18 protein-coding genes and 1 tRNA gene are annotated in these 23,159 nt (G+C 64.9%); 18 read left to right on the top strand and 1 reads right to left on the bottom strand.

What is annotated here, in order from left to right; all coding sequences use genetic code 11:
* Positions 1 to 126: 126 nt before the first annotated feature.
* From CJ028_RS03095 to leuA, 3 genes are all read left to right on the top strand, one after another.
* Entirely contained in the window at positions 127 to 1,440 is a 1,314-nt protein-coding gene (locus tag CJ028_RS03095; protein WP_105033825.1) for an alpha/beta hydrolase, read from the top strand.
* On the top strand, positions 1,437 to 3,971 hold the full coding sequence (locus CJ028_RS03090) for a bifunctional lysylphosphatidylglycerol flippase/synthetase MprF (protein ID WP_105033824.1): 2,535 nt from the start codon (positions 1,437 to 1,439) through the stop codon (positions 3,969 to 3,971). Before CJ028_RS03095 ends, CJ028_RS03090 begins: the two co-directional genes overlap by 4 nt.
* A gap of 178 nt (positions 3,972 to 4,149) precedes the next feature.
* Positions 4,150 to 5,916: a 2-isopropylmalate synthase gene (leuA, locus tag CJ028_RS03085; protein WP_105033823.1), complete on the top strand. Its 1,767-nt coding sequence runs from the start codon at positions 4,150 to 4,152 to the stop codon at positions 5,914 to 5,916.
* Between the two features lie 93 nt (positions 5,917 to 6,009).
* Here leuA and CJ028_RS03080 read toward each other — a convergent pair whose 3' ends face one another.
* Positions 6,010 to 6,687 carry a hypothetical protein gene (locus CJ028_RS03080; protein ID WP_240607060.1) on the bottom strand — a complete coding sequence of 226 codons (678 nt, stop codon included), beginning with the start codon at positions 6,685 to 6,687 and terminating at the stop codon, positions 6,010 to 6,012.
* A 171-nt stretch (positions 6,688 to 6,858) separates the two neighbouring features.
* Here CJ028_RS03080 and recO point away from each other — a divergent pair, with 171 nt between their 5' ends.
* The 15 genes from recO to CJ028_RS03005 all read left to right on the top strand — a co-directional run bounded on the left by recO (position 6,859) and on the right by CJ028_RS03005 (position 23,036).
* The gene (gene recO, locus CJ028_RS03075; protein WP_105033821.1) at positions 6,859 to 7,599 is read left to right on the top strand and encodes a DNA repair protein RecO; all 741 of its coding nucleotides are present in this window, start codon (positions 6,859 to 6,861) and stop codon (positions 7,597 to 7,599) included.
* Complete coding sequence (locus CJ028_RS03070) at positions 7,596 to 8,429, top strand: isoprenyl transferase (protein ID WP_240607059.1); 834 nt, start codon at positions 7,596 to 7,598, stop codon at positions 8,427 to 8,429. The genes recO and CJ028_RS03070 overlap by 4 nt, the downstream gene beginning before the upstream one ends.
* 70 nt (positions 8,430 to 8,499) lie before the next feature.
* Positions 8,500 to 9,204 (top strand): DsbA family oxidoreductase, encoded by a 705-nt coding sequence (locus CJ028_RS03065; protein ID WP_240607097.1) that lies wholly within the window; start codon positions 8,500 to 8,502, stop codon positions 9,202 to 9,204.
* A gap of 279 nt (positions 9,205 to 9,483) precedes the next feature.
* Positions 9,484 to 10,656 (top strand): tRNA dihydrouridine synthase DusB, encoded by a 1,173-nt coding sequence (dusB, locus tag CJ028_RS03060; protein WP_105033820.1) that lies wholly within the window; start codon positions 9,484 to 9,486, stop codon positions 10,654 to 10,656.
* Positions 10,649 to 11,899: a deoxyguanosinetriphosphate triphosphohydrolase gene (locus CJ028_RS03055; RefSeq protein WP_105033819.1), complete on the top strand. Its 1,251-nt coding sequence runs from the start codon at positions 10,649 to 10,651 to the stop codon at positions 11,897 to 11,899. Before dusB ends, CJ028_RS03055 begins: the two co-directional genes overlap by 8 nt.
* Before the next feature lie 138 nt (positions 11,900 to 12,037).
* Complete coding sequence (gene dnaG, locus CJ028_RS03050) at positions 12,038 to 13,909, top strand: DNA primase (protein ID WP_105033818.1); 1,872 nt, start codon at positions 12,038 to 12,040, stop codon at positions 13,907 to 13,909.
* Between the two features lie 217 nt (positions 13,910 to 14,126).
* Positions 14,127 to 15,761 carry an ABC transporter substrate-binding protein gene (locus CJ028_RS03045; RefSeq protein WP_105033817.1) on the top strand — a complete coding sequence of 545 codons (1,635 nt, stop codon included), beginning with the start codon at positions 14,127 to 14,129 and terminating at the stop codon, positions 15,759 to 15,761.
* Between the two features lie 100 nt (positions 15,762 to 15,861).
* Positions 15,862 to 16,953 (top strand): ABC transporter permease, encoded by a 1,092-nt coding sequence (locus CJ028_RS03040; RefSeq protein ID WP_105033816.1) that lies wholly within the window; start codon positions 15,862 to 15,864, stop codon positions 16,951 to 16,953.
* A gap of 2 nt (positions 16,954 to 16,955) precedes the next feature.
* Positions 16,956 to 18,044: an ABC transporter permease gene (locus CJ028_RS03035; RefSeq protein WP_105033815.1), complete on the top strand. Its 1,089-nt coding sequence runs from the start codon at positions 16,956 to 16,958 to the stop codon at positions 18,042 to 18,044.
* Complete coding sequence (locus CJ028_RS03030; RefSeq protein WP_105033814.1) at positions 18,044 to 19,747, top strand: dipeptide ABC transporter ATP-binding protein; 1,704 nt, start codon at positions 18,044 to 18,046, stop codon at positions 19,745 to 19,747. Before CJ028_RS03035 ends, CJ028_RS03030 begins: the two co-directional genes overlap by 1 nt.
* A gap of 5 nt (positions 19,748 to 19,752) precedes the next feature.
* The gene (locus tag CJ028_RS03025) at positions 19,753 to 20,655 is read left to right on the top strand and encodes an ATP-binding cassette domain-containing protein (protein WP_105033813.1); all 903 of its coding nucleotides are present in this window, start codon (positions 19,753 to 19,755) and stop codon (positions 20,653 to 20,655) included.
* 231 nt (positions 20,656 to 20,886) lie between these two features.
* Positions 20,887 to 20,959: transfer RNA gene (locus CJ028_RS03020), tRNA-Asn, on the top strand.
* Positions 20,960 to 21,082: 123 nt separating this feature from the next.
* Complete coding sequence (locus CJ028_RS03015; RefSeq protein WP_105033812.1) at positions 21,083 to 21,958, top strand: sensor histidine kinase; 876 nt, start codon at positions 21,083 to 21,085, stop codon at positions 21,956 to 21,958.
* The gene (locus CJ028_RS03010) at positions 21,955 to 22,734 is read left to right on the top strand and encodes an AzlC family ABC transporter permease (RefSeq protein WP_240607058.1); all 780 of its coding nucleotides are present in this window, start codon (positions 21,955 to 21,957) and stop codon (positions 22,732 to 22,734) included. The genes CJ028_RS03015 and CJ028_RS03010 overlap by 4 nt, the downstream gene beginning before the upstream one ends.
* Positions 22,731 to 23,036, top strand: a complete 306-nt coding sequence (locus CJ028_RS03005) for an AzlD domain-containing protein (RefSeq protein WP_105033811.1) — start codon at positions 22,731 to 22,733, stop codon at positions 23,034 to 23,036. Before CJ028_RS03010 ends, CJ028_RS03005 begins: the two co-directional genes overlap by 4 nt.
* The last annotated feature ends 123 nt before the right edge of the window (positions 23,037 to 23,159 follow it).

The raw sequence follows: 23,159 nt of genomic DNA, 5'->3' as shown, positions 1-23,159 counted from the left end.
GGCATCCGCTCAACGGTTGAGTGTTGACTGTCAGCCAGCTTTGATTTTTCCGAGCGCTGGCTGAAAACTCAGCGGTGCCCGTCCACGAACGTGCCCGTGGTGCCAGAGTAGGCGCGGAGGCTCTGGATGAACTCGCTGCTCTCGGGCATCAACCCGCTCGATCTCAACCTCATCGACGCACCCCTCCTCGCGGTACTCTACGGCGTCACCGGCCTTGCACTGCTGCTCGTCTTACTCGGCCCGACCGGCGTGCGTCGAGCCGTCATGACCGTCATCGGTGCCGTCGTCGGGGCTGCCGCTGCTTGGCTGCTGGCCTGGCTGGTCAGCGACATCTGGGATCCCTGGGGCGTGTCACTGTCGATCGGAACCCGGCTCTGGACAGTAACCCTGGGGGCCGGCATCGCCGTTGTGCTGCTGAACCTGCGCGGCCAGGTTCGGTGGCGACGTGTCGTCTCGATTTGCGCTCTGCCCCTCTGCCTGCTCAGCGCGGCGGCCGGAATCAACGCCGATATCGGCCAATTCCCGACACTGCGAGTGGCTCTCGGGCTGGTGGGCTACCAGCCGCTCGATCAGGCGCTGGCGACGGCGCGGAGCGAAGCGCAATCGGCCAGCACCGATTCCCCGACCGGAATCGTCGGCACCGTGACCATACCGGCCACGGTCTCCGGGTTCGCCGCACGCTCTGCCTTGGTCTATCTGCCGTCCGCAGCGACGGGAAACAATCCACCGGCACTGCCCGTGGTCGAGATGCTGTCCGGCCAACCCGGCAGCCCGAGCGACGTGTTCACGGCCGGTGGCCTCGCCGGCATTCTCGACCGGTATGCCCAGGCGCATTCGGGCCTCGCGCCCATCGTCGTGGTCCCAGACCAGCTCGGCGCGCCGGACAGAAATCCGATGTGCGTGGACTCGAAACTGGGCAACGCGGCCAGCTACCTCACCGTCGATGTTCCCAACTGGATCCATGCGCACCTGCACGTGGTCGCCCAGCCCGCGGGCTGGACCATCGCCGGATTCTCCCAGGGCGGCACCTGTTCGATTCAACTGGGCGCGGCGCATCCGCAGCTGTACGGAACGATTTTCGACATCTCGGGAGAGCTCGTTCCCAGCAACGGAAGCGAGGCGCACACGGTGGCAACCGGTTTCAACGGTAGTGCCGCTTCGTACGCCGCCGCAGCACCGTCCGCAATTCTCGCCGCCCACGCACCCTATGCCGATCTTGCCGCTATCTTCGTGGTCGGTGACGGCGACATGCGCTTTCTGCCGGAGGTGCACGCGGTAGTGGATGCTGCAGAGCGCGCCGGCGTCGACAGTCGCCTGTTCGAATCGTCCGGAACAGCCCACGACTGGCACACCGTCGACTACGCCTGGACCACGGCCCTGCCCATCATCGCTGCCCGCACAGGGCTGCTCGCACCGCACGTGGTGGCGATGAAACGATGACCGGCGAACGGATCGCGCACGAACCGGCCAAGCGCTTCCGGGCACCGGAGACCAAAGTCCCGGCGTTCTACCGACTGGGTTCGCAGCGGCCGTTCGCGGTCGCCTTCGCGGTCGTCCTCCTGCTCGTCGCGCTGGTCAGCGGGGTGATTTCGGGGCCGTCGCGGGGCATCCGTCTCTTTTTCGGCACCGGCTACGAGTCGGTCATCGACCGGGGACATTGGTGGTCGCCGCTCACCTCGGTGTTCTTCGTTGACAACGGTGCCGAATTGTTGGTGGCGCTGGCCGGTGCGCTGGTTCTGCTGGGATTCGCTGAACGGCTGATGGGAACCCGGCGCACCATCATCGCCTTTCTGGTGACGTCGATTCTCGGTGCCGGAATCGGCCTCGGCGCCCAGTACCTCGGCGTGGCCGGCGGCGAAATGTGGTCGCGCGGCGTGAGCGAGTTGTGGGCGATCGACCCGTTCGCCCCCATGTTCGGCAGTGCCCTGGCGGCCAGCTACTTCGCCGGGCCGCTTTGGCGGCGTCGCATCCGGGTTCTCGGACTGTCGACGGTGCTCGTGCTCATGCTCTATTCCGGCCAGCCCTCCGACGTCTACCGGCTGCTGGCCGCCGTTGTCGGTCTCGGCGTCGGCTGGCTGTGGCGCCCGCCGCTGCGGGTCACGTCGTGGCGGCGCAGTTCCGACCACGAAACTCGCACCCTGCTGGCCGCCATCGTCGGTATGGTTGCGGTCGGTCCGGTCGTCACCATCTTCTCCGGCGCCCGGTTCGGTCTGCTTGCACCGCTCGGCCTGCTGCTCACCCAGGAGGTTCCGACGGCCGGGGAGGTTGTCGACCGCTGTCTGCTGGGGGACGTGACCCGGCAGTGCGTGCAGGATCTCAGCCTCGAACGCATCGGCGGGGCCGGCCCGGTGCTGGTCAGCCTGCTGCCGTTGCTCACCCTCGTCGTTGCTGCCTTCGGCTTGGCCCGCGGCCGCCGGTTCGCCGCGTGGCTGGGAATAACCATCAACACCGGGCTGGCCCTGCTCGCCGCCTGGTATTACGGGCTGCTGCCGATCTCCGGGCAGGCCTACGTCTGGCAGTGGCAATCTGGCCGGTACTGGGAAGTCACGCTCATCCTCATGGTGTCGGTGCTCGTGCCGCTCGCCGTTGCCCTCGTCATCCTCGGCCATCTGCGTCGCTTTCCGGTGGTTTCCCGCACCGGCGTGCGGCGCCGGTTTGTGCTCGTCACGGCCGGAAGCCTCGCCGCCCTCTCCGCGTTCTATATCGGCGTCGGCTGGCTGCTCCGCGACCATTTTCGGCCAGCCGTCACCCTGCTCGACCTGCTCGCGGACGTGCCGGAGCGCTTCATTCCGGTCGGGTTTCTGCGCCTCGAGCGAGTGTCTTTTCTTCCAACGGACCCGCTCGCCACCGCCCTGTACGACGGTGTCGGCGCTGCATTCTGGATCGTCGTGTTCGTAGGCGCGATTGTCTGCCTGCGGAGCGCGTCGGTCGGCCCGACCGCCGACGCTCCGGGCAGGCTGCGCACCCTGCTCGCCGACCACGGCGGCGGATCCCTCGGGTTCATGACCACCTGGACCGGTAATTCCCTCTGGTTCACCGCGAGTGGGCGCACGGCGATCGCCTATCGCGTGGTCAACGGCATCGCCATCACCACGTCGGAACCGGTCGGACCGCCGTCCGAGGCCGCTGAGGCCGTCGCTCTTTTCGCCCGCATGTGCGACGACCACGGCTGGGTGCCGGTGTTCTACAGCCTGCACGCGAGCTGGCACCCGGTTTTCAACGCGATGGGGTGGCACACCATGCAGGTGGGGGAGGAGACACTGCTCAATCCGAGCAGCTGGAGCACCACCGGAAAAAAGTGGCAGGACATCCGCTCGTCCATCAACCGGGCCGACCGGGCCGGGGTGCGGGCGGTCTGGACCAGCTACCGGGCGCTGTCGCTGGCCCAGGCGGCGCAAATCGCCGAAATCTCTGAGCAGTGGGTGCAAGAGAAGGAACTCCCCGAACTGGGGTTCACCCTCGGCGGCCTCGATGAATTGCGCGACCCGATGGTGCGGCTCATGCTCGCCGTCGACGATAGAGACCGCGTGCACGCCGTGACCAGTTGGCTGCCGACCTGCCGCGACGGCGAAATTGTCGGCTACACACTCGACTTCATGCGACGCCGGCCGGACAGTATCAACGGGGTGATGGAATTTCTGATCGCCCAAACGGCAGAGTGGATGCAGCAGAGCACGCAGATCGAGTTTCTCAGCCTGTCCATAGCGCCGCTCGCCCCGGCTGCCGGGCCCAGGCCGGGGGGAGTGGCCGATCGACTGCTCGAATACCTCGGGCGCACGCTCGAACCGGTCTACGGGTTTCGGTCGCTGCTCGCGTTCAAACGTAAGTTTCAGCCGGAATTCGCCCCCGTCTTCATGGCCTTTCCCGACCCGGTTGCGCTGCCAGAGATCGGGCTCGCCCTGGCCCGGGCCTATCTGCCGAGCCTGTCGATGCGGGAGGTCGTGACCTTGATGCGCGGGCTTGGCCAATAGCATCCGCTGAACGAGGCGTGGAAACAAACGGGAGTCTCAGCGCTCCCAAACGGTGCTAGCCTGAAAATGTGTTGAACGGTGCGCTCCTCCTTAGCTGCCGCGACGAGTCCTAATCTAAAGGCCTCCCTCGTCGCGGCGTTCGTCGTTGGCTGTACGACACCCACGAGGAAACAGGACCATGAAGAACAATCAGACCGCATCCACCCTGCCGATCCACCGCTACCGCCCGTATCACGAGCAGTTCGCCGTTGACCTGCCCGACCGTACCTGGCCGAGTAAGCACATCACGGTTGCCCCGCGCTGGTGTGCGGTCGACCTGCGTGACGGCAACCAGTCGCTCATCGACCCGATGAGTCCCGAGCGCAAGCGCATCATGTTCGATCTGCTCGTGCGCATGGGCTACAAGGAAATCGAGGTGGGCTTTCCCTCGGCGAGCCAGACCGACTTCGACTTCGTGCGCAGCCTCATCGACGAGAACGCCATTCCCGACGACGTCACCATCCAGGTGCTCACCCAAGCGCGCGAGCACCTGATCAAGCGCACCTACGAGTCGATCGCCGGAGCCAAGCAGGCCATCGTGCACTTCTACAACTCCACGAGCATCCTGCAGCGCGAGGTTGTCTTTCGCGAAGAGAAGCAGGGCATTGTCGACCTGGCCCTGTTCGGAGCGCGCCTGTGCAAGCAGATGGAATCGACCATTCCCGGCACGACCATCTACTACGAATACTCCCCGGAGAGCTTCACCGGCACCGAGCTCGACTTCGCCGTCGACATCACCAACCAGGTCATTGAGATTCTGGCCCCCACCCCGGAGCGCAAGGTCATCATCAACCTGCCGGCCACCGTCGAGATGGCCACACCCAACGTGTACGCCGACTCCATCGAGTGGATGGGCCGTCACCTGACCCAACGCGAGAACATCCTCATCTCGTTGCACCCGCACAACGACCGCGGAACCGCCATCGCCGCCGCCGAACTCGGATACCTGGCCGGCGCCGACCGCATCGAAGGCTGCCTGTTCGGCAACGGTGAGCGCACCGGCAATGTCGACCTCGTCGCCCTCGGCGTCAACCTGTTCACGCAGGGAATCGACCCGCAGATCGACTTCAGCAACATCGACGAGATCAAGCGCACCGCCGAGTACTGCAACCAGTTGCCGGTACCCGAACGCAACCCGTGGGCCGGTGACCTGGTCTTCACCGCGTTCAGCGGCTCGCACCAGGACGCCATCAAAAAAGGCTTCGAAGCGATGGATGCCGATGCAGCCAAGCAGGGCTGCACCGTCAACGACCTGGTCTGGGCCGTTCCCTACCTGCCGATCGACCCCAAGGATCTCGGCCGCAGCTACGAGGCCGTGATTCGGGTCAACTCACAGTCAGGCAAGGGCGGCGTTGCGTACCTGCTGAAGACCGACCATGCGCTCGACCTGCCGCGTAAGCTGCAGATCGAATTCTCCGGCGTCGTGCAGGCCAAGACCGACGCCGAGGGCTGCGAGGTTACGAGCGAGCAGATCTGGGACATCTTCAACGATGAGTACCTGCCGGCCGCAATCAAGTTCCCCGATTCCAAGTGGGGTCGGTTCGAACTGCACTCCACCCGTACATCGAGCGACCTGACCGGCACCGTCGACCTCGCGGTTGAATTGCGCGACGGCGACACCGTGGCGCCGGCGACCGGGTCCGGCAACGGCCCGATCAACGCGTTCCTCGGCGTGATGGCCGAGCGCGGCATCGCCATCACGCTCTACGACTACGTCGAGCACGCACTCTCGGCCGGCGGCGACGCCCAGGCCGCCGCGTATGTCGAGCTCGATGTGAACGGCAAGCGCTACTGGGGCGTCGGCATCGACGCGGACATCTCCACCGCCTCGCTCAAGTCGGTCGTGTCAGCGGTCAACCGCGGCATCCGGGCCGAGGTCAGCGATCTGGAGCTGGCTGCCGTTTAGCGGCGTCCGCTCGCAGACACACGAAAGCCCAGTCCCGTCAGTGCGGGTCTGGGCTTTCGTTGCACCATCCGGGTGCGGTCGGTAAGCCGGTGATCAGGCCAGCGTGGGCAGATACACCGTTCGGTCCAGGCTGCGCGTTCCCAGCAGCACCCTGCAATCGTTGATCGCGTGGTCGAGCAGGGTATACAGCCGGGCGTCCGGGTCGGCAATGCAGGCCTCACCGATACCCTGCACCGCAACGCGAATGATCGTGTCGGCGGTGCGCGGAGTGAACTTGGTGTGCGACCAGGAACGCACGCTGCCGATAAAGTCACGCGCCCAGCGTTCGGCATCCGGTGCTTCATCGAGAGCGGCCCGAATGAGCGGGCGCACCCGCTCAGCCAGAGCCGGATCAAGAACGGATGTGTTCCGCTCGCAGGTCAGCACGCCCACCGCGAGCGCGCGCTGGCGTTCCAGGCTCGCCACCGGGAGCGCTTCGCACCCGGCACGCAGAGCGACGGCAACTTCAACCCGCTTATCGGACCCGGTTAGGCCGATCACCGATGGAATCAGTAGCGCCAGCCGCGACCGGGCGTCGTCGGAACTGCAGTCGTTGACCATGCGGGCCAGGGAGGCGAGCACCGGATGGGTGCAGGCGGGGTGGTCACTCCAGGACTCGCCAGCGAGGTAGGAGGCGAATTCCATGAAGCATCCGCCGCCCTTTGGAGTGCGGTGTTTGCCGCGTGACAGCACGGGCATTATGTCGGGCAGACTGCCCTGGACTGGTTTCATGAAAAACCTCCATACCATGGGGACTACGTGCCCTTAAGTGTCCCCCCGTCCGGCCCGAAAGACCAGAGCCAGGACCGACTAGTGACAGAATTTCAACCCTGAAGAGATATCCGTTTTGCGGGGGAGGCCAGCCATGACGGAATCTGCAGCGGTGGGGTGGGATAATTGCCTGTGCCTGTCTACCGAGATGAAGCCGTCGTGCTGCGCACCCACAAGCTGGGTGAAGCCGACCGTATTGTCACCCTGCTCACCCGAGCGCACGGCAAGGTGCGCGCTGTCGCCAAGGGCGTGCGGCGCACCGGCTCAAAATTCGGTGCCCGGCTCGAACCGTTCATGGTCGCCGACGTGCAGCTCTATGAGGGTCGCAGCCTCGACATCATCACGCAGGCCGAGTCGCTCGGCTCCTATGGAGCCCTGATCACCGCCGACTACGGCAGCTACACCGCCGCGAGCGTCATGGTCGAAACTGCTGACAAACTCACCGAATCCGAGGGCTCGCTGCAGCAATACCTACTGCTGGTCGGCGCCCTGCGGTCGCTGTCCCGCCAGGAACACGGCTCCCACCTCACCCTCAACTCCTATCTGCTCCGCGCGGTGTCGATGGCCGGCTGGGCTCCGAGCTTTCAGGACTGCGCCCGCTGCGGCGTGGTTGGCGCTCTGGGCGAGGGTGGACAACACAGCGCCTTGGTCGTGCAGATGGGCGGCCTCGTCTGCGATGCCTGCGCCCCGCCCGGGTCCCCGCGGCTCGACGCCGCGACGATCGGCCTGCTCAGCGCGCTGCTCACCGGCGACTGGGAACATGCCGCCGCCACCCCGGAACGCACCCAAAGCCAGGCGGCTGGCGTCGTGGCCGCCTACACGCAGTGGCACCTGGGCCGCGGGCTACGCTCTCTGGAACACGTCGCCCGATGATGGCGAGTCTGTTCGGGTTCAAGGGTGCCACGCCCGTGCCGTTCACACACCGCGACGCCGTACCGTTCAAACCACTCGACTGGACCGGGCTGTATCCGCCCGAGCTGCCCCGCAAGGTCGTGCCCGAGCACGTCGCCGTCGTCATGGACGGCAACGGCCGCTGGGCTAACGGTCAGGGCCTCACCCGCATCGAGGGACACAAAGCCGGCGAGGCCGCCCTGCTCGACGTCGTAGCCGGGGCCATCCAGATCGGCGTCAAACACCTCAGCGTCTACGCCTTCTCCACCGAAAACTGGAAGCGTTCGCCCGACGAGGTGCGCTTTCTGATGGGCTTCAACCGCGACGTCCTGCACCGCCGCCGCGATCAGCTCAACGAGTGGGGCGTGCGTATTCGATGGGCCGGGCGCAAACCGAAGCTGTGGGCATCCGTTATTAACGAACTGCAATTCGCGGAGAAGCTCACCGCCGGCAACGACGTGCTCACCCTCACCATGTGCGTCAACTACGGCGGGCGCACCGAAATAGCGGATGCCGTGCGCGCGCTGGCCGAGGACGTCGCCGCCGGCAGGCTGAAGCCGTCGGGAATCACCGAGAAGGCCATCGCGAAGCGGCTGTACGTGCCCGAACTACCCGACGTGGACCTGTTCGTGCGCAGTTCGGGCGAGCAACGCACGAGCAATTTTCTGCTCTGGCAGAGCGCATACGCCGAGATGGTTTTTCTCGACAGGCTGTGGCCGGACTTCACCCGGGTCGACCTCTGGCACGCGGTCGAGCTGTATGCCTCCCGCAACCGGCGCTACGGCGGCGCGGTCGACACTCCAACGGTCTGAGCAGCGACTGTGAATATACCGAAGGGGGAATACGCAGCAGCGGGGTCCCGTTGGCCCGAGTGTGACTGACATTAGTACGACCGAAGCGACTGAATCCACGACGACCGCACTGACCAGCGACTTCCCGGTCAAGGTCGACATCTGGTCCGATGTGCAGTGCCCTTGGTGCTACATCGGTAAACGTAAGTTTGAAGCCGGCGCCGCCGAGTTTGCTGGAAGCGTAGACGTGGAGTATCACAGTTACGAGCTGTCACCCGATACCCCGGTCGACTTCGACGGCACCCCGTCCGATTATCTGAGCCAGAAAAAGGGTATGACGCCCGGGCAAGTGGCCGAGATGCTTGAACGTGTTACCGGCATCGCTGAGAGCGTTGGCCTGCACTACGACTACGATTCGGTGCACCAGACCAATACGGTCATCGCGCACGAACTGCTGCACTATGCCAAGGCACACGATCGCCAGCTCGATATGAAGGAACGCCTGCTGAAGGCATACTTCGTTGAGGGGCTCCATGTTGGCCGGATCGAGGACCTGGCCGACCTGGCCGCAGAAATCGGTCTTGATCGTGCCGACGTCGTGCGGGCACTGACCGCGAATGAGTTCCTGGCGGACGTCAAAGCTGACGTGGCGCTGGCCAATGAATACGGCATCCAGGGAGTTCCGTTTTTCGTAATCGAAGGCAAGTATGGCATCTCTGGCGCGCAGGATCCTGCTACTTTTACCCAGGCTCTCAACCAGATACTCACCGAAAGATCAGAGGAGAAAATCGCATGAGCGACACCAACACCACTGCTACCGTCCCGCCGGTGTACACCGACGCAGCCGGTCGACCCACAATCCAACTCCGAGGGCTTACCGAGGCGACAACGGATGATGCCGCCGGCTCATGCTGTGGTGGCGGCTGCTGTAGCTAATCCAAGGTCTCATTCCACGAAAGCGCAGCTGTCGCACGGCCCACCAGACGCGGCCCGGCAGCTGCGCTTTTGTGCGCCGCCTGGGCTGCCGTCTCGGCGGATTCGCGGATCCCTCGCTTTCTGGGAGAATTGACGCAACATGACTTCACGCATTCCCACCGTCGACCCGTTGGCGTTGATCAAGCCCCTGACGATCGGCCCGCTCACGCTCGACGTGCCCGTGGTGCTCGCACCGATGGCCGGCATCACCAACACGGCGTTCCGCCGGCTCTGCCGCGAATACGGCGCCGGACTCTTCGTGAGCGAGATGATCACCTCCCGGGCGCTCGTGGAGCGCAACACCGAGACGATGCGGCTGATCACCCACCACGAGAGCGAAACCACCCGCTCCATTCAGCTGTACGGTGTCGACCCGAAGACGGTCTCCGAAGCCGTGACCATGCTCGTGGCCGAAGACCGCGCCGATCACATCGACCTCAATTTCGGCTGCCCGGTACCCAAGGTCACCCGCAAGGGCGGGGGAGCTGCCCTGCCCTGGAAGATCGGCTTGTTCCGCCAGATCGTCGAAGCCGCCGTCACGGCGGCCGGCCCGATTCCGGTGACCGTGAAAATGCGCAAGGGCATCGACGCCGATCACCTCACCTACATCGAGGCCGGCAAGGCCGCCGCCGGAGCCGGCGTCTCCTCCATCGCCCTGCACGGGCGAACGGCCGCCGAGTTCTACTCAGGCCACGCCGACTGGTCGGCCATCGAACAGCTCAAGAACGCGATCAGCGACGTGCCGGTGCTCGGAAACGGCGATATCTGGTCAGCCGACGACGCCCTGCGCATGGTGCGCGAGACCGGCTGCGACGGCGTCGTCGTCGGGCGCGGGTGCCTCGGCCGTCCGTGGCTGTTCGGCGACCTCGACGCGGCGTTCCGCGGGCAGCAGCGGAAGGCCGAGCCGGGTCTCGGCCAGGTCATCAACGCGTTCCGTCGCCATGCCGAACTGCTCACCGAGTACTTCGACAGCGAAGACCGGGCCTGCCGCGACATTCGCAAGCACGTCGCCTGGTACTTCAAGGGCTACCCGGTGGGCGGTGACCTGCGTGCGAGCCTCGCGATGGTGCAGTCCCTCGCGCAGCTCGACGACCTGCTCGGCACCCTCGACGCCTCGCTGCCGTATCCGGGCGCTGATGTTGAGGGGCCGCGGGGCCGAGCGGGAACGCCGAAGAAACCGTCGCTGCCCGAGCACTGGCTCGAGTCGCAGGATCTCATGGGTGCACAACGATTGAATTTGACCGAGGGCGAAGGGGACACCAGCGGTGGCTAACAAAACCGGGTACAGCGAGACCGACGAGGCCCGTTGGTTTCCCGAAGAGCACTACTCGCGGCGCAGCGATTTCGCCCGCGACCGCGCGCGCTTATTGCACTCCAGCGCCCTGCGCCGGCTCGCAGCCAAGACGCAGGTGCTCAGCCCAACGGCCGGGCTCGACTTTGCCCGCAATCGACTGACGCACTCGCTCGAGGTCGCCCAGGTGGGGCGGGAGATTGCCTCGCGCCTGAACGTCGACCCCGACATCGTCGATACCGCCTGCCTGGCGCATGACATCGGGCATCCGCCGTTCGGCCATAACGGCGAGAAAGCGCTGAGCCTCTGGTCGGAGGACATCGGCGGATTCGAGGGTAACGCCCAGACTCTGCGCCTGCTCACCCGGCTGGAGCCCAAGGTGTTCGGCCCCGACGGTCACAGCTACGGCCTCAACCTCACCCGGGCCAGCCTCGACGCCAGCTGCAAGTACCCCTGGCCGGAAGGTTCCTCGGTCTACGACCCGAGCGGGCGGGCCAAGTTTGGGTTCTATCAGGACGACATGGCCGCGTTCGAGTGGCTGCGCGAAGGAGCACCCGACCGTCAGCTCTGCATCGAAGCGCAGGTGATGGACCTCTCCGACGACATCGCGTACAGCGTGCACGACTTCGAAGACGCAATCGTCAACGGCTACGTCGACGTCGCAGCCCTCAGCAGCCGCACCGACCACGACGAGCTGCTCGCCACCATGTCGGAGTGGGTCGGCGACGAAACCAGTGCCGACGACCTCGCGACGGCTTTCAACCGGCTCGACTCGCTCGATGCCTGGATGGACTCGTGGACGGCCGGGCGCCGCGACCAGGGCCACCTCAAGAACCTCACGAGCCAGCTGATCGGCCGGTTCAGCGGGGCCGCGGTGCACGCCACCAAGGAGGCGCACCCCGGCGCGAAGATGCTGCGCTTCGGGGCCAGCGTGTCTGTGCCCCGCGAGATCCAGGCCGAAATCGCGGTGCTCAAGGGCATCGTTGCCGCCTTCGTCATGACCCGCAACACGCGCAAGCCCATCTACGTGCAGCAGCGTCAGGTGCTCACCCTGCTCGCCCAAACCCTGCACGACTCCGGCGACGAACACCTCGACCCCGGTTTCAGCGAGGACTGGCACGCTGCCGCCGACGACGCGGCCCGCAAACGCGTCATCGTCGACCAGGTAGCGAGCCTGACCGATCAATCCGCCCTGGCCTGGTACGAGCGCCTGGTGCAGGGCTAGCCACCCCGCCCGCCCCACTTCTCTGGACGGGGCCTGGGCCCGGACCATGGGCCCAGTTTATAGACTGGGCCCATGGTCCGAACATGGGCCCGGGGGCCGCGCGACGAAGCCCATCGCTTCGGACGATAGAATTTAGGCATGGCTGGACTGATTCGACAAAGTGACATCGAAGAGGTCAAAGCCCGAACCAACATCGCCGACATCGTCGGCGACTACGTCACGTTGAAGTCCGCTGGCGTGGGCTCCATGAAGGGCCTCTGCCCCTTTCACGACGAGCGTAGCCCCAGCTTTCACGTGCGGCCGCAGGTCGGTTTCTACCACTGCTTCGGCTGTGGTGAGAGTGGTGACGTCTACTCTTTTCTGCAAAAAATGGACCACGTCAGTTTCAGCGAGGCCGTTGAACGCCTCGCCGGGCGAGTCGGCCTCGATCTGCACTATGAAGACGGATCCGGCGCAGCTCCCGACCATGGCAATCGCGCCCGTCTGCTCGCGGCCAACCAGGCGGCATCCGATTTTTTCATTGAACAGCTCGGCAGCGCGGGTGCCGAGGTTGGCCGCGCATTCCTTGGTCAGCGGGGATTCGACGCCAATGCCGCAACTCGATTCGGGGTTGGGTTCGCCCCGAAAAGTTGGGACGAACTGACTAACCATCTGCGAGGTCGCGGCTTCACAACCGAAGAACTCACGCTTTCCGGCCTGGTCTCGAGCCGCGAGGGGTCCAGTGGCATCTACGACCGCTTTCGCGGCCGCCTGGTCTGGCCGATTCGCGACATCACCGGGCAGACCATCGGCTTCGGCGCCCGCAAACTTCTCGACGACGACAAGGGCCCCAAATACCTCAACACCCCGGAGTCGCCGGTGTACCACAAGGCCCAAGTGCTCTACGGGCTCGACCTGGCTAAACGCGACATCTCCCGCAGCCACCAGGTCGTCGTGGTCGAAGGATATACCGACGTCATGGCCTGCCATCTGGCCGGCATCACCACCGCCGTCGCTACCTGCGGCACCTCCTTCGGCGTCGACCACATCAAGGTGCTGCGCCGGGTGCTCGGCGATGACTCGGGCGTCGGCGAAGTCGTCTTCACCTTCGACCCGGACGCCGCCGGTCAGAAGGCCGCCATGCGCGCCTTCAGCGAGGAGCAACGCTTCTCCGCCCAGACCTATGTGGCCGTCGGGCCGGAAGGCCTCGACCCCTGCGACCTGCGCCTGCAGCGCGGTGACGATGCCGTCCGTCGCCTGGTCGACTCGAAGAAACCCATGTTCGAGTTCATGATTCGACAGATTCTCGCGCAATACAACCTCGACACCGTTGAGGGCCGAACGGCCGCCCTGCGCGCCGCAGCCCCCGTCGTCGGCGAGATTCGCGACCCGGTGCTGCGCCCCGGCTACACCCGTGAACTGGCCCGCATGCTCGGCGTCGACATGGGCGATGTCGCCAAGGCGGTGACGAACGCCCAGTCCGGCGCCCGCGCCTCGGCGAGCGGAGGCCCGAATGCGCCGCGCCACAGCGGCGGGGTCGAAGTCATGCCGGAACGACCATTCTCGCTGGTCGAACTGCCCACTGACCCGGTCACCCGGCTCGAACGCGACGGCCTCATGGCCATGCTGCAGCGACCCACCCTGATCGGCCGGGATATTCTTGACAGCGCGGTGCAGACATCCTTTGCAAACACCTCGCTCGCGGTCGTGCGTGATGCGATTGCCGCGAGCCTTCCGCACTTCGAAGCGGCAGACTGGCTCGATCGGATTGTCACCGAGGTGCCGGACGGTTTCAAGAACCTCGTGCAGGAACTCGCTATGGCGAACCTTCCGGAGCGCACCGAGAAAGACGTCGCGCGCTACGTGCGCGACATCACGATCGTGCTCATCGACAAGGACCTGCTTCGGCTCAAGGCCGAATTGCTTGGTCGACTTCAACGAGCGGATGCGAGTGACGCCGCGATGTATCGCACCCTCCAGCGCGAACTCGTGCGGGTCGAGGCCGAGCGCCGCGCCCTCCGCGACGAATAGCATTCCCACCGGTGCGCACACTTATCACCAACTTCTGAGCACTGAATTCCCAAATGCAACACATGAGCCGGACTTTGTTGCAGATCTGTAAAGAAGCTGCGGCTGATCGTGGTTCTCTGCGAATTCTGTGCTAATTCTTACCTAACAGCAATGTACGGCTGCGCCCTTTTTTGGGTGCTCCTGGGCATGAGACTTCTACAGGAAGAGGACGACGGATATGATATCCGCATTCACTAACGGCAAGCGCGCTCTCGTTGCCACGACCGGACTCGCGGTCGCCGCACTGGTTCTGTCCGGCTGCGCATCCGGCGGTAACACCGCCCCGGCGGCCTCAGGCGGCCCGATCACGATAGGCACGACGGACAAGGTAACCACGCTCGACCCGGCGGGCTCCTATGACAATGGCTCCTTTTCGGTGCAGACCCAGGTCTTCCCTTTCCTCATGAGCAGCCAATTCGGAACGGCGGATGTCGAACCCGACATCGCGGTCAGCGCCGACTTCACAACGCCCACGGAATACACCGTTGTCCTCAAGCCCGACCTCAAGTGGGCCAATGGCAACGCCCTCACCGCCTCTGACGTCAAGTTCAGCTTCGACCGCCAGCTCGCGATCGCGTCCGATGTCGGCCCGTCGTCGCTGCTCTACAACCTCGACAGCACTGCTGCCGTGGATGACACCACGGTTGTCTTCACGCTCAAGGCCGGGAACGACCAGATCTTCCCGCAAATTCTGTCCAGCCCTGCTGGAGTCATCGTGGATGAAGATTCCTTCTCCGCAACGGAGGTCACGTCCGATGATGACATCGTTGCCGCTGAGGCGTTCGCCGGCCAGTACGTGCTGACAAGCTACGACTTCAACAACCTGCTCTCCTATAAGGCGTACGAGGGCTACGAAGGCCTGCTCGGCGCTGCCAAGACAGATGTCATCCGCGTCAAGTACTACACCGACGCCTCGAACCTGAAGCTTGACGTGCAGGAAGGCAACATCGATGTCGCGTGGCGCAGCCTCTCCGCGACCGACATTGACGACCTGCGCGGCAACGACGCGGTCAAGGTCGTTGACGGCCCCGGTGGAGAAATTCGCTACATCACCTTCAACTTCAACACGCAGCCCTTCGGTACGACGACCGCTGACGCCGACCCGGCCAAGGCCCTCGCCGTTCGTGCGGCAGTCGCCGATGTTGTTGATCGCGCTGAGCTCGCCGATCAGGTCTACAAGGGCACATACACCCCGTTGTACTCCTACGTTCCCGCTGGAATGACCGGTGCAACCGAGTCGCTCAAGGGTCTCTACGGAGACGGCGAGGGCGGTCCGGACGTTGATAAGGCCAAGGCCGACCTCGCCGCAGCCGGCGTGAACACGCCGATCGCACTTAACCTGCAGTACAACGCCGACCACTACGGCCCCGGCTCGAGCGACGAATACGCGCTGATCAAGGACCAGCTGGATGCCTCCGGCCTGTTCACCGTCAGCCTGCAGTCGACTGAGTGGGTACAGTACTCCAAGGACCGAGTCGCCGACGTGTATCCCGCTTACCAGCTCGGCTGGTTCCCGGACTACTCCGACGCTGACAACTACCTGGCGCCGTTCTTCGCCGAGGGCAACTTCCTGAAGAACCACTACGACGACGCCGACGTTACTGCCCTGATCAAGAAGCAGGCCGTCACCACCGACGCCGCGGAGCGTACCGCGCTCATCGAAGAAATCCAGGACAAGGTTGCGGCTGCGCTCTCGACCGTGCCGCTGCTCCAGGGCTCTCAGGTTGCCATCACCGGAACAGACATCACCGGAACCGGAGACACACTTGATGCGTCCTTCAAGTTCCGTTACGGCGCGCTGGCCAAGGGCTAGACCGTACAGCGACTAGAATTTTCTCTAGTTTGATCACCGGGGGTGTTCAGCGACACGATCGCTGGATGCCCCCGATTCTTTTTGCAATTGTGAGGTAGGAATGACCACTGTGGCGATGAAGCCGCCCGTACCGGCGGCCGGGCGTAGTCCCAAGAAGAAATCCAGCCCGGGCGGTGGAATAGGCCGTTACCTTCTCATCCGCTTCCTCCTCATCTTCCCCACCATCTTCATCCTGGTGTCGATGGTGTTCTGGCTCATGCGTACGACCGGAGACCCGATCACCGCCGCCCTCGGCGGCAAGCTCGGCCCGGATCAACTCGCCGTACTCATCCACGAGGCCGGCTACGACCGACCGATCATTATTCAGTACTTCGAATACCTCGGCCAGGTCTTCACTGGCAACTTCGGAACGACCATCAGCACGAATCGTCCCGTTTCTGAAGTGCTGTTGACCTACGGATCCGCGACGGCCGAGCTCGTGTTCTACGCGCTCATCGTGGCCTTCATCGTCGGGATCCCGCTCGGCATGGTCGCCGCGTACTGGCGCGACAAGGCGCCGGACGCCTTCCTGCGTGTCTTCGCAATCCTCTGCTACGCCACCCCGGTATTCTTCGCCGGGCTTCTGCTCAAGCTCATCTTCGCGGTTTGGCTCAAGGTGCTACCAGTCGCCGGCCGAGCCACTGTCGGTTCCGAATTGCAGATGCAATTTCTTCCGGACAAGACCGGTATCTATTTGATCGACGCAGTCACGACGGGCGATCCCGCCGTACTGGGTGACGTTCTGCTACACGCGGTGCTTCCCGCGTTGGCTCTCGGACTCCTGACCGCCGGAGTGTTCCTGCGACTCGTGCGCACCAACGTCATTGGAACGCTGGGCACGGACTACGTCAACGCTGCTCGCTCCCGGGGAGTCAACGAATTCCGCCTGGTCAGCAAGCACGCTTATCGACCGGCGCTGATTCCGATCATCACCGTCATCGGATTGCAGGTGGCACTGTTGCTGGGTGGGGCCGTGCTGACCGAAACCACCTTCGAATGGAAGGGCCTGGGCTTCATGCTCATCGAATTTATCAAGGCCCGTGACTTCGTAGCGGTGCAGGGAATTGTTGCTTTGCTCGCCGTGATCGTGGCACTGTCCAACTTCATCGTGGACATCATCGCCGCGCTCATCGACCCGCGAGTGAGGTACTGACCATGACAACGCTCACTGAAACCACCCACGCCCCGAAGGCTCCGCTGTGGACACGACTGCCCGTTGTGCACCAGCTCCGGCAGAGCGTTGGGCTGCAACGAGGCATGCTCGTTGCCGGCCTCGTGATCACTGGAATTTTCATCCTGACCGCGATCTTTGCCCCGCTCCTGGCGCCCTACGGCTTTAGCCAGCTTCGCGATGAGGACGGAACCTTCGGTGCCCAGCAATCACCCGGCGGCGCTCACCTCCTCGGTACCACCGTCGGTGGCTACGACGTGCTCTCGCGCGTCATCTGGGGGTCGCAGACCGCGATCACCGTGATGATCGTCGCCGTCGTGCTCTCGATTTTCGCCGGAGTGGCCCTCGGCCTCGTCTCCGGCTACTTCGGCGGTTGGCTCGACCGAATTCTCGTCGTCGTCTGCGACGCCGTCTACGCCTTCCCGGCGCTGCTGCTCGCAATCGTCATGGGCATCGTCATCTCCGGCGGTCGCTCCGACCTCTTCGGCGGCATCCTCGCCGCGTCGATCTCAATCACCGTGGTGTTCATTCCGCAGTACTTTCGGGTGATTCGCGCTGAGACAGTGCGCATCAAGGCCGAGGCCTACGTGGAGTCGGCCCGCGTTCTCGGAGCCAGCAACGGACGCATCATGTTCCGTCACGTACTGCGCAATGCCACCCGTACCCTGCCCCTGATCTTCACTCTCAATGCCTCTGAGGCACTCTTAACCCTCGCGGGACTGGGCTTCATCGGCTTCGGCATCGAACCGTCGTCGGCTGCCGAGTGGGGCTATGACCTGAACAAGTCGCTGTCCGACGTCACCAGCGGCATCTGGTGGACCAGCCTGTTCCCGGGATTGGCGATCGTGCTCGTGGTTCTCGGCATCACGCTTGTGGGTGAAAGCCTCAACGACCTTGCCGACCCGCGCCTGCGCAGTCGACGTGCCCCCGGCAAAACCGCCGGCGTCGTCGCCGCAACGAGCGTCGTTGCCGGTGGAACTCTCTCCGCCGGCCCCGGAGGAATCGAGGGGCTTGAACCCGACGCTCCAGCCGTCAACCCGCACCCGCACGACGACCCATTCGAGGCCAAATAATGAGCGCTCAGTCCCTTCCCGACGTCGTTCGCATCGACAACCTCAATGTCACGTTTGCAACCGACGGCGGTGCCGTCAAAGCAGTCGACGGGGTGACCTTGCGGGTCGCTCCCGGTGAGATTCTGGCCATCGTGGGGGAGAGCGGCAGCGGCAAGAGCGTTACGGCCAAGACCATCCTCGGGCTGCTGCCAGAGACGGCAACCGCGCACGGTGCCGTCGTCCTCAGCAGCAAGGACGGGGCCGATTCAAACGACGTTCTCGCCGTGAGTAAGCAGAGGCTGCGCCAACTGCGGGGGACTGATGTCTCCATGGTGTTTCAGGAGCCGTCTACTGCCCTGAACCCCGTGTTCACCGTCGGTTGGCAGATCGCCGAGGGAATTCGCGCTCACGGTGAGTTCAGCCGCAAGGAAGCCCGCGCCAAGGCCATTGAGATTCTCGGCCGAGTGGGAATCCCCGACCCGGAAAGCCGCGTCGACTACTACCCGCACCAGTTCTCCGGCGGCCAGAAGCAGCGTGTGGTCATCGCTATGGCGCTCGTGCTCGACCCCGGGCTGATCGTGGCCGACGAACCGACCACCGCGCTCGATGTGACCGTGCAGGCTGAGATCCTCGACCTGCTGCGTCGCTGCCGCGATGAATTCGGCACCGCCATCGTACTGATCACCCACAACATGGGCGTCGTCGCGGATCTCGCGGACCGCGTCGTCGTCATGTACGAGGGCAAGGTCGTGGAGGAGGCGCCCGTTCACGAACTCTTCTCCGCACCACGACACGACTACACCAAGCGCCTGCTCGGCTCGGTGCCCCACGTCGGCCAGGGCACGGCACGGGCCACCGCGCGGCTCGAAGCCCGCGAGACAACCTGGGCCGAGTCGACGCCGGTCGTTGTGGCCGACGGACTGAAAATCCAGTACCCGGGCCGGTTGGGAAAACCGGGTTTCACCGCCGTCGACGGCGTGAGTTTCGTCATCCGTTCTGGCGAAGTGCTCGGTCTGGTCGGCGAGAGCGGATCGGGCAAGACCACCATTGGCCGTGCCATGGCCGGCCTCACTCGGGTGACCGATGGTTCCCTCAGTGTGCTCGGTCACGAAATGAACGGGTTCAAGGAACGCGCCTTCAAGAAGGTGCGCAGCGACATCGGCTTTGTCTTTCAGGACCCGGCGTCGAGCTTCAACCCGCTGCTCACGATCGCGGAGTGTGTGGCCGAACCGCTCGTCGTGCACGGGCGTGCCGCGAACCCCGGGGCGGCCCGCAAGCGGGTCAACGAACTGCTCGAGGCGGTGCAGCTGCCGCAAGCCTACGGTGATCGTTACCCGCACGAGCTCAGCGGTGGCCAGCGCCAGCGGGCGAGTCTCGCCCGCGGTCTCGCGCTGGAACCGAGTCTGCTGATCGCGGATGAGCCAACCAGTGCGCTCGACGTGTCGGTGCAGGCGAAGGTGCTCGAGCTCTTCGCCGAGCTGCAGAAGGAGTTTGGCTTCGCGGCGCTGTTCATCAGCCACGACCTCGCCGTCGTCGACATTCTGGCCGACCGCATTGCCGTGCTGTACAAGGGAAAACTGGTCGAGGAGGGTACCGGTGCCGAGGTGCTCGGTGCCCCGAAGGATGCCTACACCCAGCGCCTACTCGCCTCGCTGCCGGTGCCCGATCCGGCCGCACAGGCATTGCGCAGGGACGAACTCCGCATCCTGCGCGCGGCCGGATAGACCGCATGAGGCATGGCGCGGCATCCGTTTCCCCAATCCAAACCAGCGATCTGACCATCGAATACCCGCCACACGGTGCCAGCCCGGCGTTTGTCGCGGTGCACGGGTTCACCCTGCGCATCGCGCCAGGTGAGGTGGTAGGGCTGCTCGGCGAAAGCGGCTCCGGCAAAAGCACCCTGGCCAGGGTGCTAGCCGGTGACGCTTTTGTGAGCGACGCCACCGGCATCCGTCCGCAGATTACCGGGGGAGAGGCGACGGTACTCGGGTTCGGCCTGCGCCGAATCAGCAAGCGCAAGCTGGCCCGGCTCACGTTCGGGGTTGGGCTGTTGGCTCAGGATGCTGCCGATACCCTGCCGTCGACCATGACGGTGGCTGAGATCGTCGCCGAGCCGGTACTCGAACGCGATCGACGATTCAACCGTCGCGCCCTCGGTGCCCAGGTGGCCACCATGATCGACGCCGTGCGCCTGCCCCTGACCGTTCTGGGTCAATACCCATACGAGCTCTCCAGCGGTCAGCGACAGCGTGTGGCGCTGGCCCGTGCGCTCGTGTTCGGTCCGGCCTTGTTAATCGCTGACGAGCCCACAGCGGGCGTTGACGTATTGGTGCGCGACGCGGTCATCGACCTGATCAGCGAATTGCAGCAGGAACGGTCTTTTTCGGCGCTCGTCATCAGCCACGACCTGGCCGTGCTGCAACGGGTAGCCAACCGCATCGGCGTCATGCACCAGGGCGTTCTGGTCGGCCTCGGCACCATAGACGACGTCTTTCGAGACCCCTGGCACCCGTATGTGCGCGGACTCGCCACCGCCTTGCAACATCCCGCCGATACGGCCCGGGTCACTGACGCGGCCAGCGTCGACGCCGACGACAGCAGCGATGAAACGGATGCCGCAGCCGCGCGCTGATCGCAGGTCGCGACCGATCGCATCCGCTTCGAAGCGCAATCGGTCGCAGTCGGGCCGACACGCCCGACCGGGTCTTGGCGCATCAGACTGCTCAATTGTTGCCCGCGGCCCACTTTTCGGGGGCTGCGGGGGTGTTGAGCTGGTAAATCGGGCGAGTCAGGGCCGATGGACAGTCGTCGTGGTTTGGGACAGCCAAGAAACCTTGGTAAAGTAGCAACGCTGTTCAAGCATTCCTCGATAGCTCAATTGGCAGAGCAGCGCACTGTTAATGCGCAGGTTCTTGGTTCGAGTCCAAGTCGGGGAGCGAAAGGCCACTCAGGGCTCCACCCCGGGTGGCCTTTTTTGTCGGTTCGTTTTGTTCCGACAAAAAAGGTACTTCCCAATTTCTACAGTGCGCCGGGCTTGGCACACGAGACGGCGGTCAGCAGTGGATTTTTCGCAACTTCTGGTACCAGCACTCGGCGTACTCTCCGGGGCGCTGCTCGTGCTGTGGACCATCTCACTGCTACGCTCCCGCCGCGTGCTGTTCGACCGCAACGCCGCCGAGCGCGTGCGCATCGAGCTGGAGCTTTCCCTCGCCGAGCAACAGGGCCGTCTCGCCATCATCCGCGAGCTGCAGGATGGCGCAGTGCTCACCATCGCCCGCCTCATCACCCGCGCCGAGGGCGCGCGATATACCGCCGAGAGCGACCCCTCGACGGCAGTACGCGCCGCCACCGCCCTTGTCGATGACGGCCGGGTAGCCCTCGCCGACATGCGCCGGGTATTGACGATCGTGCGTGAAGGCGAAACCGTCGGTGCGCTCCAGCCCGGCCCGCAGTCGACCCGTGACCTGTTTCGCGTGATGCGCGACGCCGGGCTCGTGGTGAGCTTCATCGAATCGGGTGAACGATTCCCGCTCAAGGCCGGCGCCGAGCTCGCCATCTTCCGCATTCTGCAGAGCGCCCTCTCCAACGCGCTCAAGCATGGCGGCGTCGGTACCGAAGCGCGCGTGTCGTTCACCTGGACCCGCGACGGCCTGCAGCTGCTCGTCGACGATGACGGTATCCGAGCCGCAGCCCGCCGGGACGGCAAGGAAACCGGCGAACAGGCCGCGCGCACTCCGTACACGATCGAGGACGACCTCAAGGCCCTCAGCGAGAGCATTGCCGGCCCCGGCATCACGCAGATGCGCGAGCGCGCCCAGCTGTTCGGTGGCGTGTTCAACGCTGGAACGGTTCCCGGGCTGGGGTTCTCGGTGTCGGCCGTGTTCCCGTCGCTGCGCTTTCACAACGGCGTGCACGGCGTCGACCTTTCCCGGTGACCCCGGCGCCCATCACGGTGCCGGCAACCCCTACCGACGACGAAACAAGCGCGCAACGGCTGGCCATCCGTGAAGGTCTCGCCGTGGGGCTCGCCACCGCCGCCTACGGGGTGTCGTTCGGTGCACTGTCGGTTGCCGCCGGACTGGACATCTGGCAGACCAGCTTCATCAGCATCGTCATGTTCTCCGGGGGTTCCCAATTTGCGCTCGTCGGTGTGATCGCCGCCGGCGGCGTCGCGGTCGGGCCGGCTGCCATCGCGAGCGCAGCACTGCTCGGTGTGCGCAACGGCATCTATGGCATGCGCACCGCCCCGATCGTGGGCAGCGGGATCTGGAAACGCCTGGCCGCCGGCTGGATCACCATTGACGAATCCACCGCGGTCGCCCTCGCCCAGCCCACCCCCAGCAGCCGCCGCATCGGCTTCTGGGTCACCGGCTTGGCCGTCTTCATCGGCTGGAACATCACCACGCTCGTCGGCGCACTGATCGGCGACGCCCTCGGCGATACCCGGGCCTATGGTCTCGATGCCGCCGCCGCAGCAGCGTTCGTTGGTCTGCTCTGGCCTCGCCTCAAGCGGATGCAGGCGGTCGCGGTGGCCATCGCGGCTGCGGTTGTCGCAGCAACGCTCACGCCCGTGCTCATGCCGGGGCTGCCCGTGCTGGTCGCCGCCCTCGTGGCGGTGGTGGTCGGTGTGTTCAACTGGCTGGGCGGACCGGCCCTGCCGGGCGGGGCATCCGCTCGCCGACCGACCGGCAGAACGAGGTCGCGCGCGTGACGCTGTGGCAGATCATCATTGCGGCGTCGATCGCCGTCCTCGCGCTCAAGTTGGCGGGCTACCTCGTGCCTCCGGCCCTCTTGCAGAAGCCCACCCCCTCGCGCATCGCCGACCTGCTGACCGTAGCCCTGCTGGCTGCGCTGATCGCCGTACAGACGCTCGGCAGCGGGCAGGCGCTCACCGTGGATGCCCGCATTCCCGCCGTCATTGTGGCGGCGGGGTTGTTCGCGATCAAGACGCCGTTCATCGTCGTCGTGATCGTGGCGGCGCTGGTGGCCGCGGGGCTGCGCGCGCTGACCTAGCTGTACTGCCCAGGCAGGTTGGTTGAGTAAATGTGACGACACGCTGTAGTCATTGAACGTGGGTGAGGACCTCCGGTTGTGTAGTGGAGCTGTCAAAGGCCAACCACTTCAGACCAGGAGGTC

This window comes from Cryobacterium aureum, assembly GCF_002954245.1.
GTDB classification, from domain to species: Bacteria; Actinomycetota; Actinomycetes; order Actinomycetales; family Microbacteriaceae; genus Cryobacterium; species Cryobacterium aureum.
This window is presented reverse-complemented; position numbering and strand designations above follow the sequence as displayed.

What these genes read in the sequence shown, in the direction of transcription:
- CJ028_RS03095 (WP_105033825.1), top strand. Translation starts at nt 127, where the DNA reads ATGAACTCGCTGCTCTCGGGCATCAACCCGCTCGATCTCAACCTCATC.
- CJ028_RS03090 (WP_105033824.1), top strand. Translation starts at nt 1,437, where the DNA reads ATGACCGGCGAACGGATCGCGCACGAACCGGCCAAGCGCTTCCGGGCA.
- leuA (WP_105033823.1), top strand. Translation starts at nt 4,150, where the DNA reads ATGAAGAACAATCAGACCGCATCCACCCTGCCGATCCACCGCTACCGC.
- CJ028_RS03080 (WP_240607060.1), bottom strand. Translation starts at nt 6,687, where the DNA reads ATGAAACCAGTCCAGGGCAGTCTGCCCGACATAATGCCCGTGCTGTCA.
- CJ028_RS03070 (WP_240607059.1), top strand. Translation starts at nt 7,596, where the DNA reads ATGATGGCGAGTCTGTTCGGGTTCAAGGGTGCCACGCCCGTGCCGTTC.
- dusB (WP_105033820.1), top strand. Translation starts at nt 9,484, where the DNA reads ATGACTTCACGCATTCCCACCGTCGACCCGTTGGCGTTGATCAAGCCC.
- dnaG (WP_105033818.1), top strand. Translation starts at nt 12,038, where the DNA reads ATGGCTGGACTGATTCGACAAAGTGACATCGAAGAGGTCAAAGCCCGA.
- CJ028_RS03045 (WP_105033817.1), top strand. Translation starts at nt 14,127, where the DNA reads ATGATATCCGCATTCACTAACGGCAAGCGCGCTCTCGTTGCCACGACC.
- CJ028_RS03040 (WP_105033816.1), top strand. Translation starts at nt 15,862, where the DNA reads ATGACCACTGTGGCGATGAAGCCGCCCGTACCGGCGGCCGGGCGTAGT.
- CJ028_RS03035 (WP_105033815.1), top strand. Translation starts at nt 16,956, where the DNA reads ATGACAACGCTCACTGAAACCACCCACGCCCCGAAGGCTCCGCTGTGG.
- CJ028_RS03030 (WP_105033814.1), top strand. Translation starts at nt 18,044, where the DNA reads ATGAGCGCTCAGTCCCTTCCCGACGTCGTTCGCATCGACAACCTCAAT.
- CJ028_RS03025 (WP_105033813.1), top strand. Translation starts at nt 19,753, where the DNA reads ATGAGGCATGGCGCGGCATCCGTTTCCCCAATCCAAACCAGCGATCTG.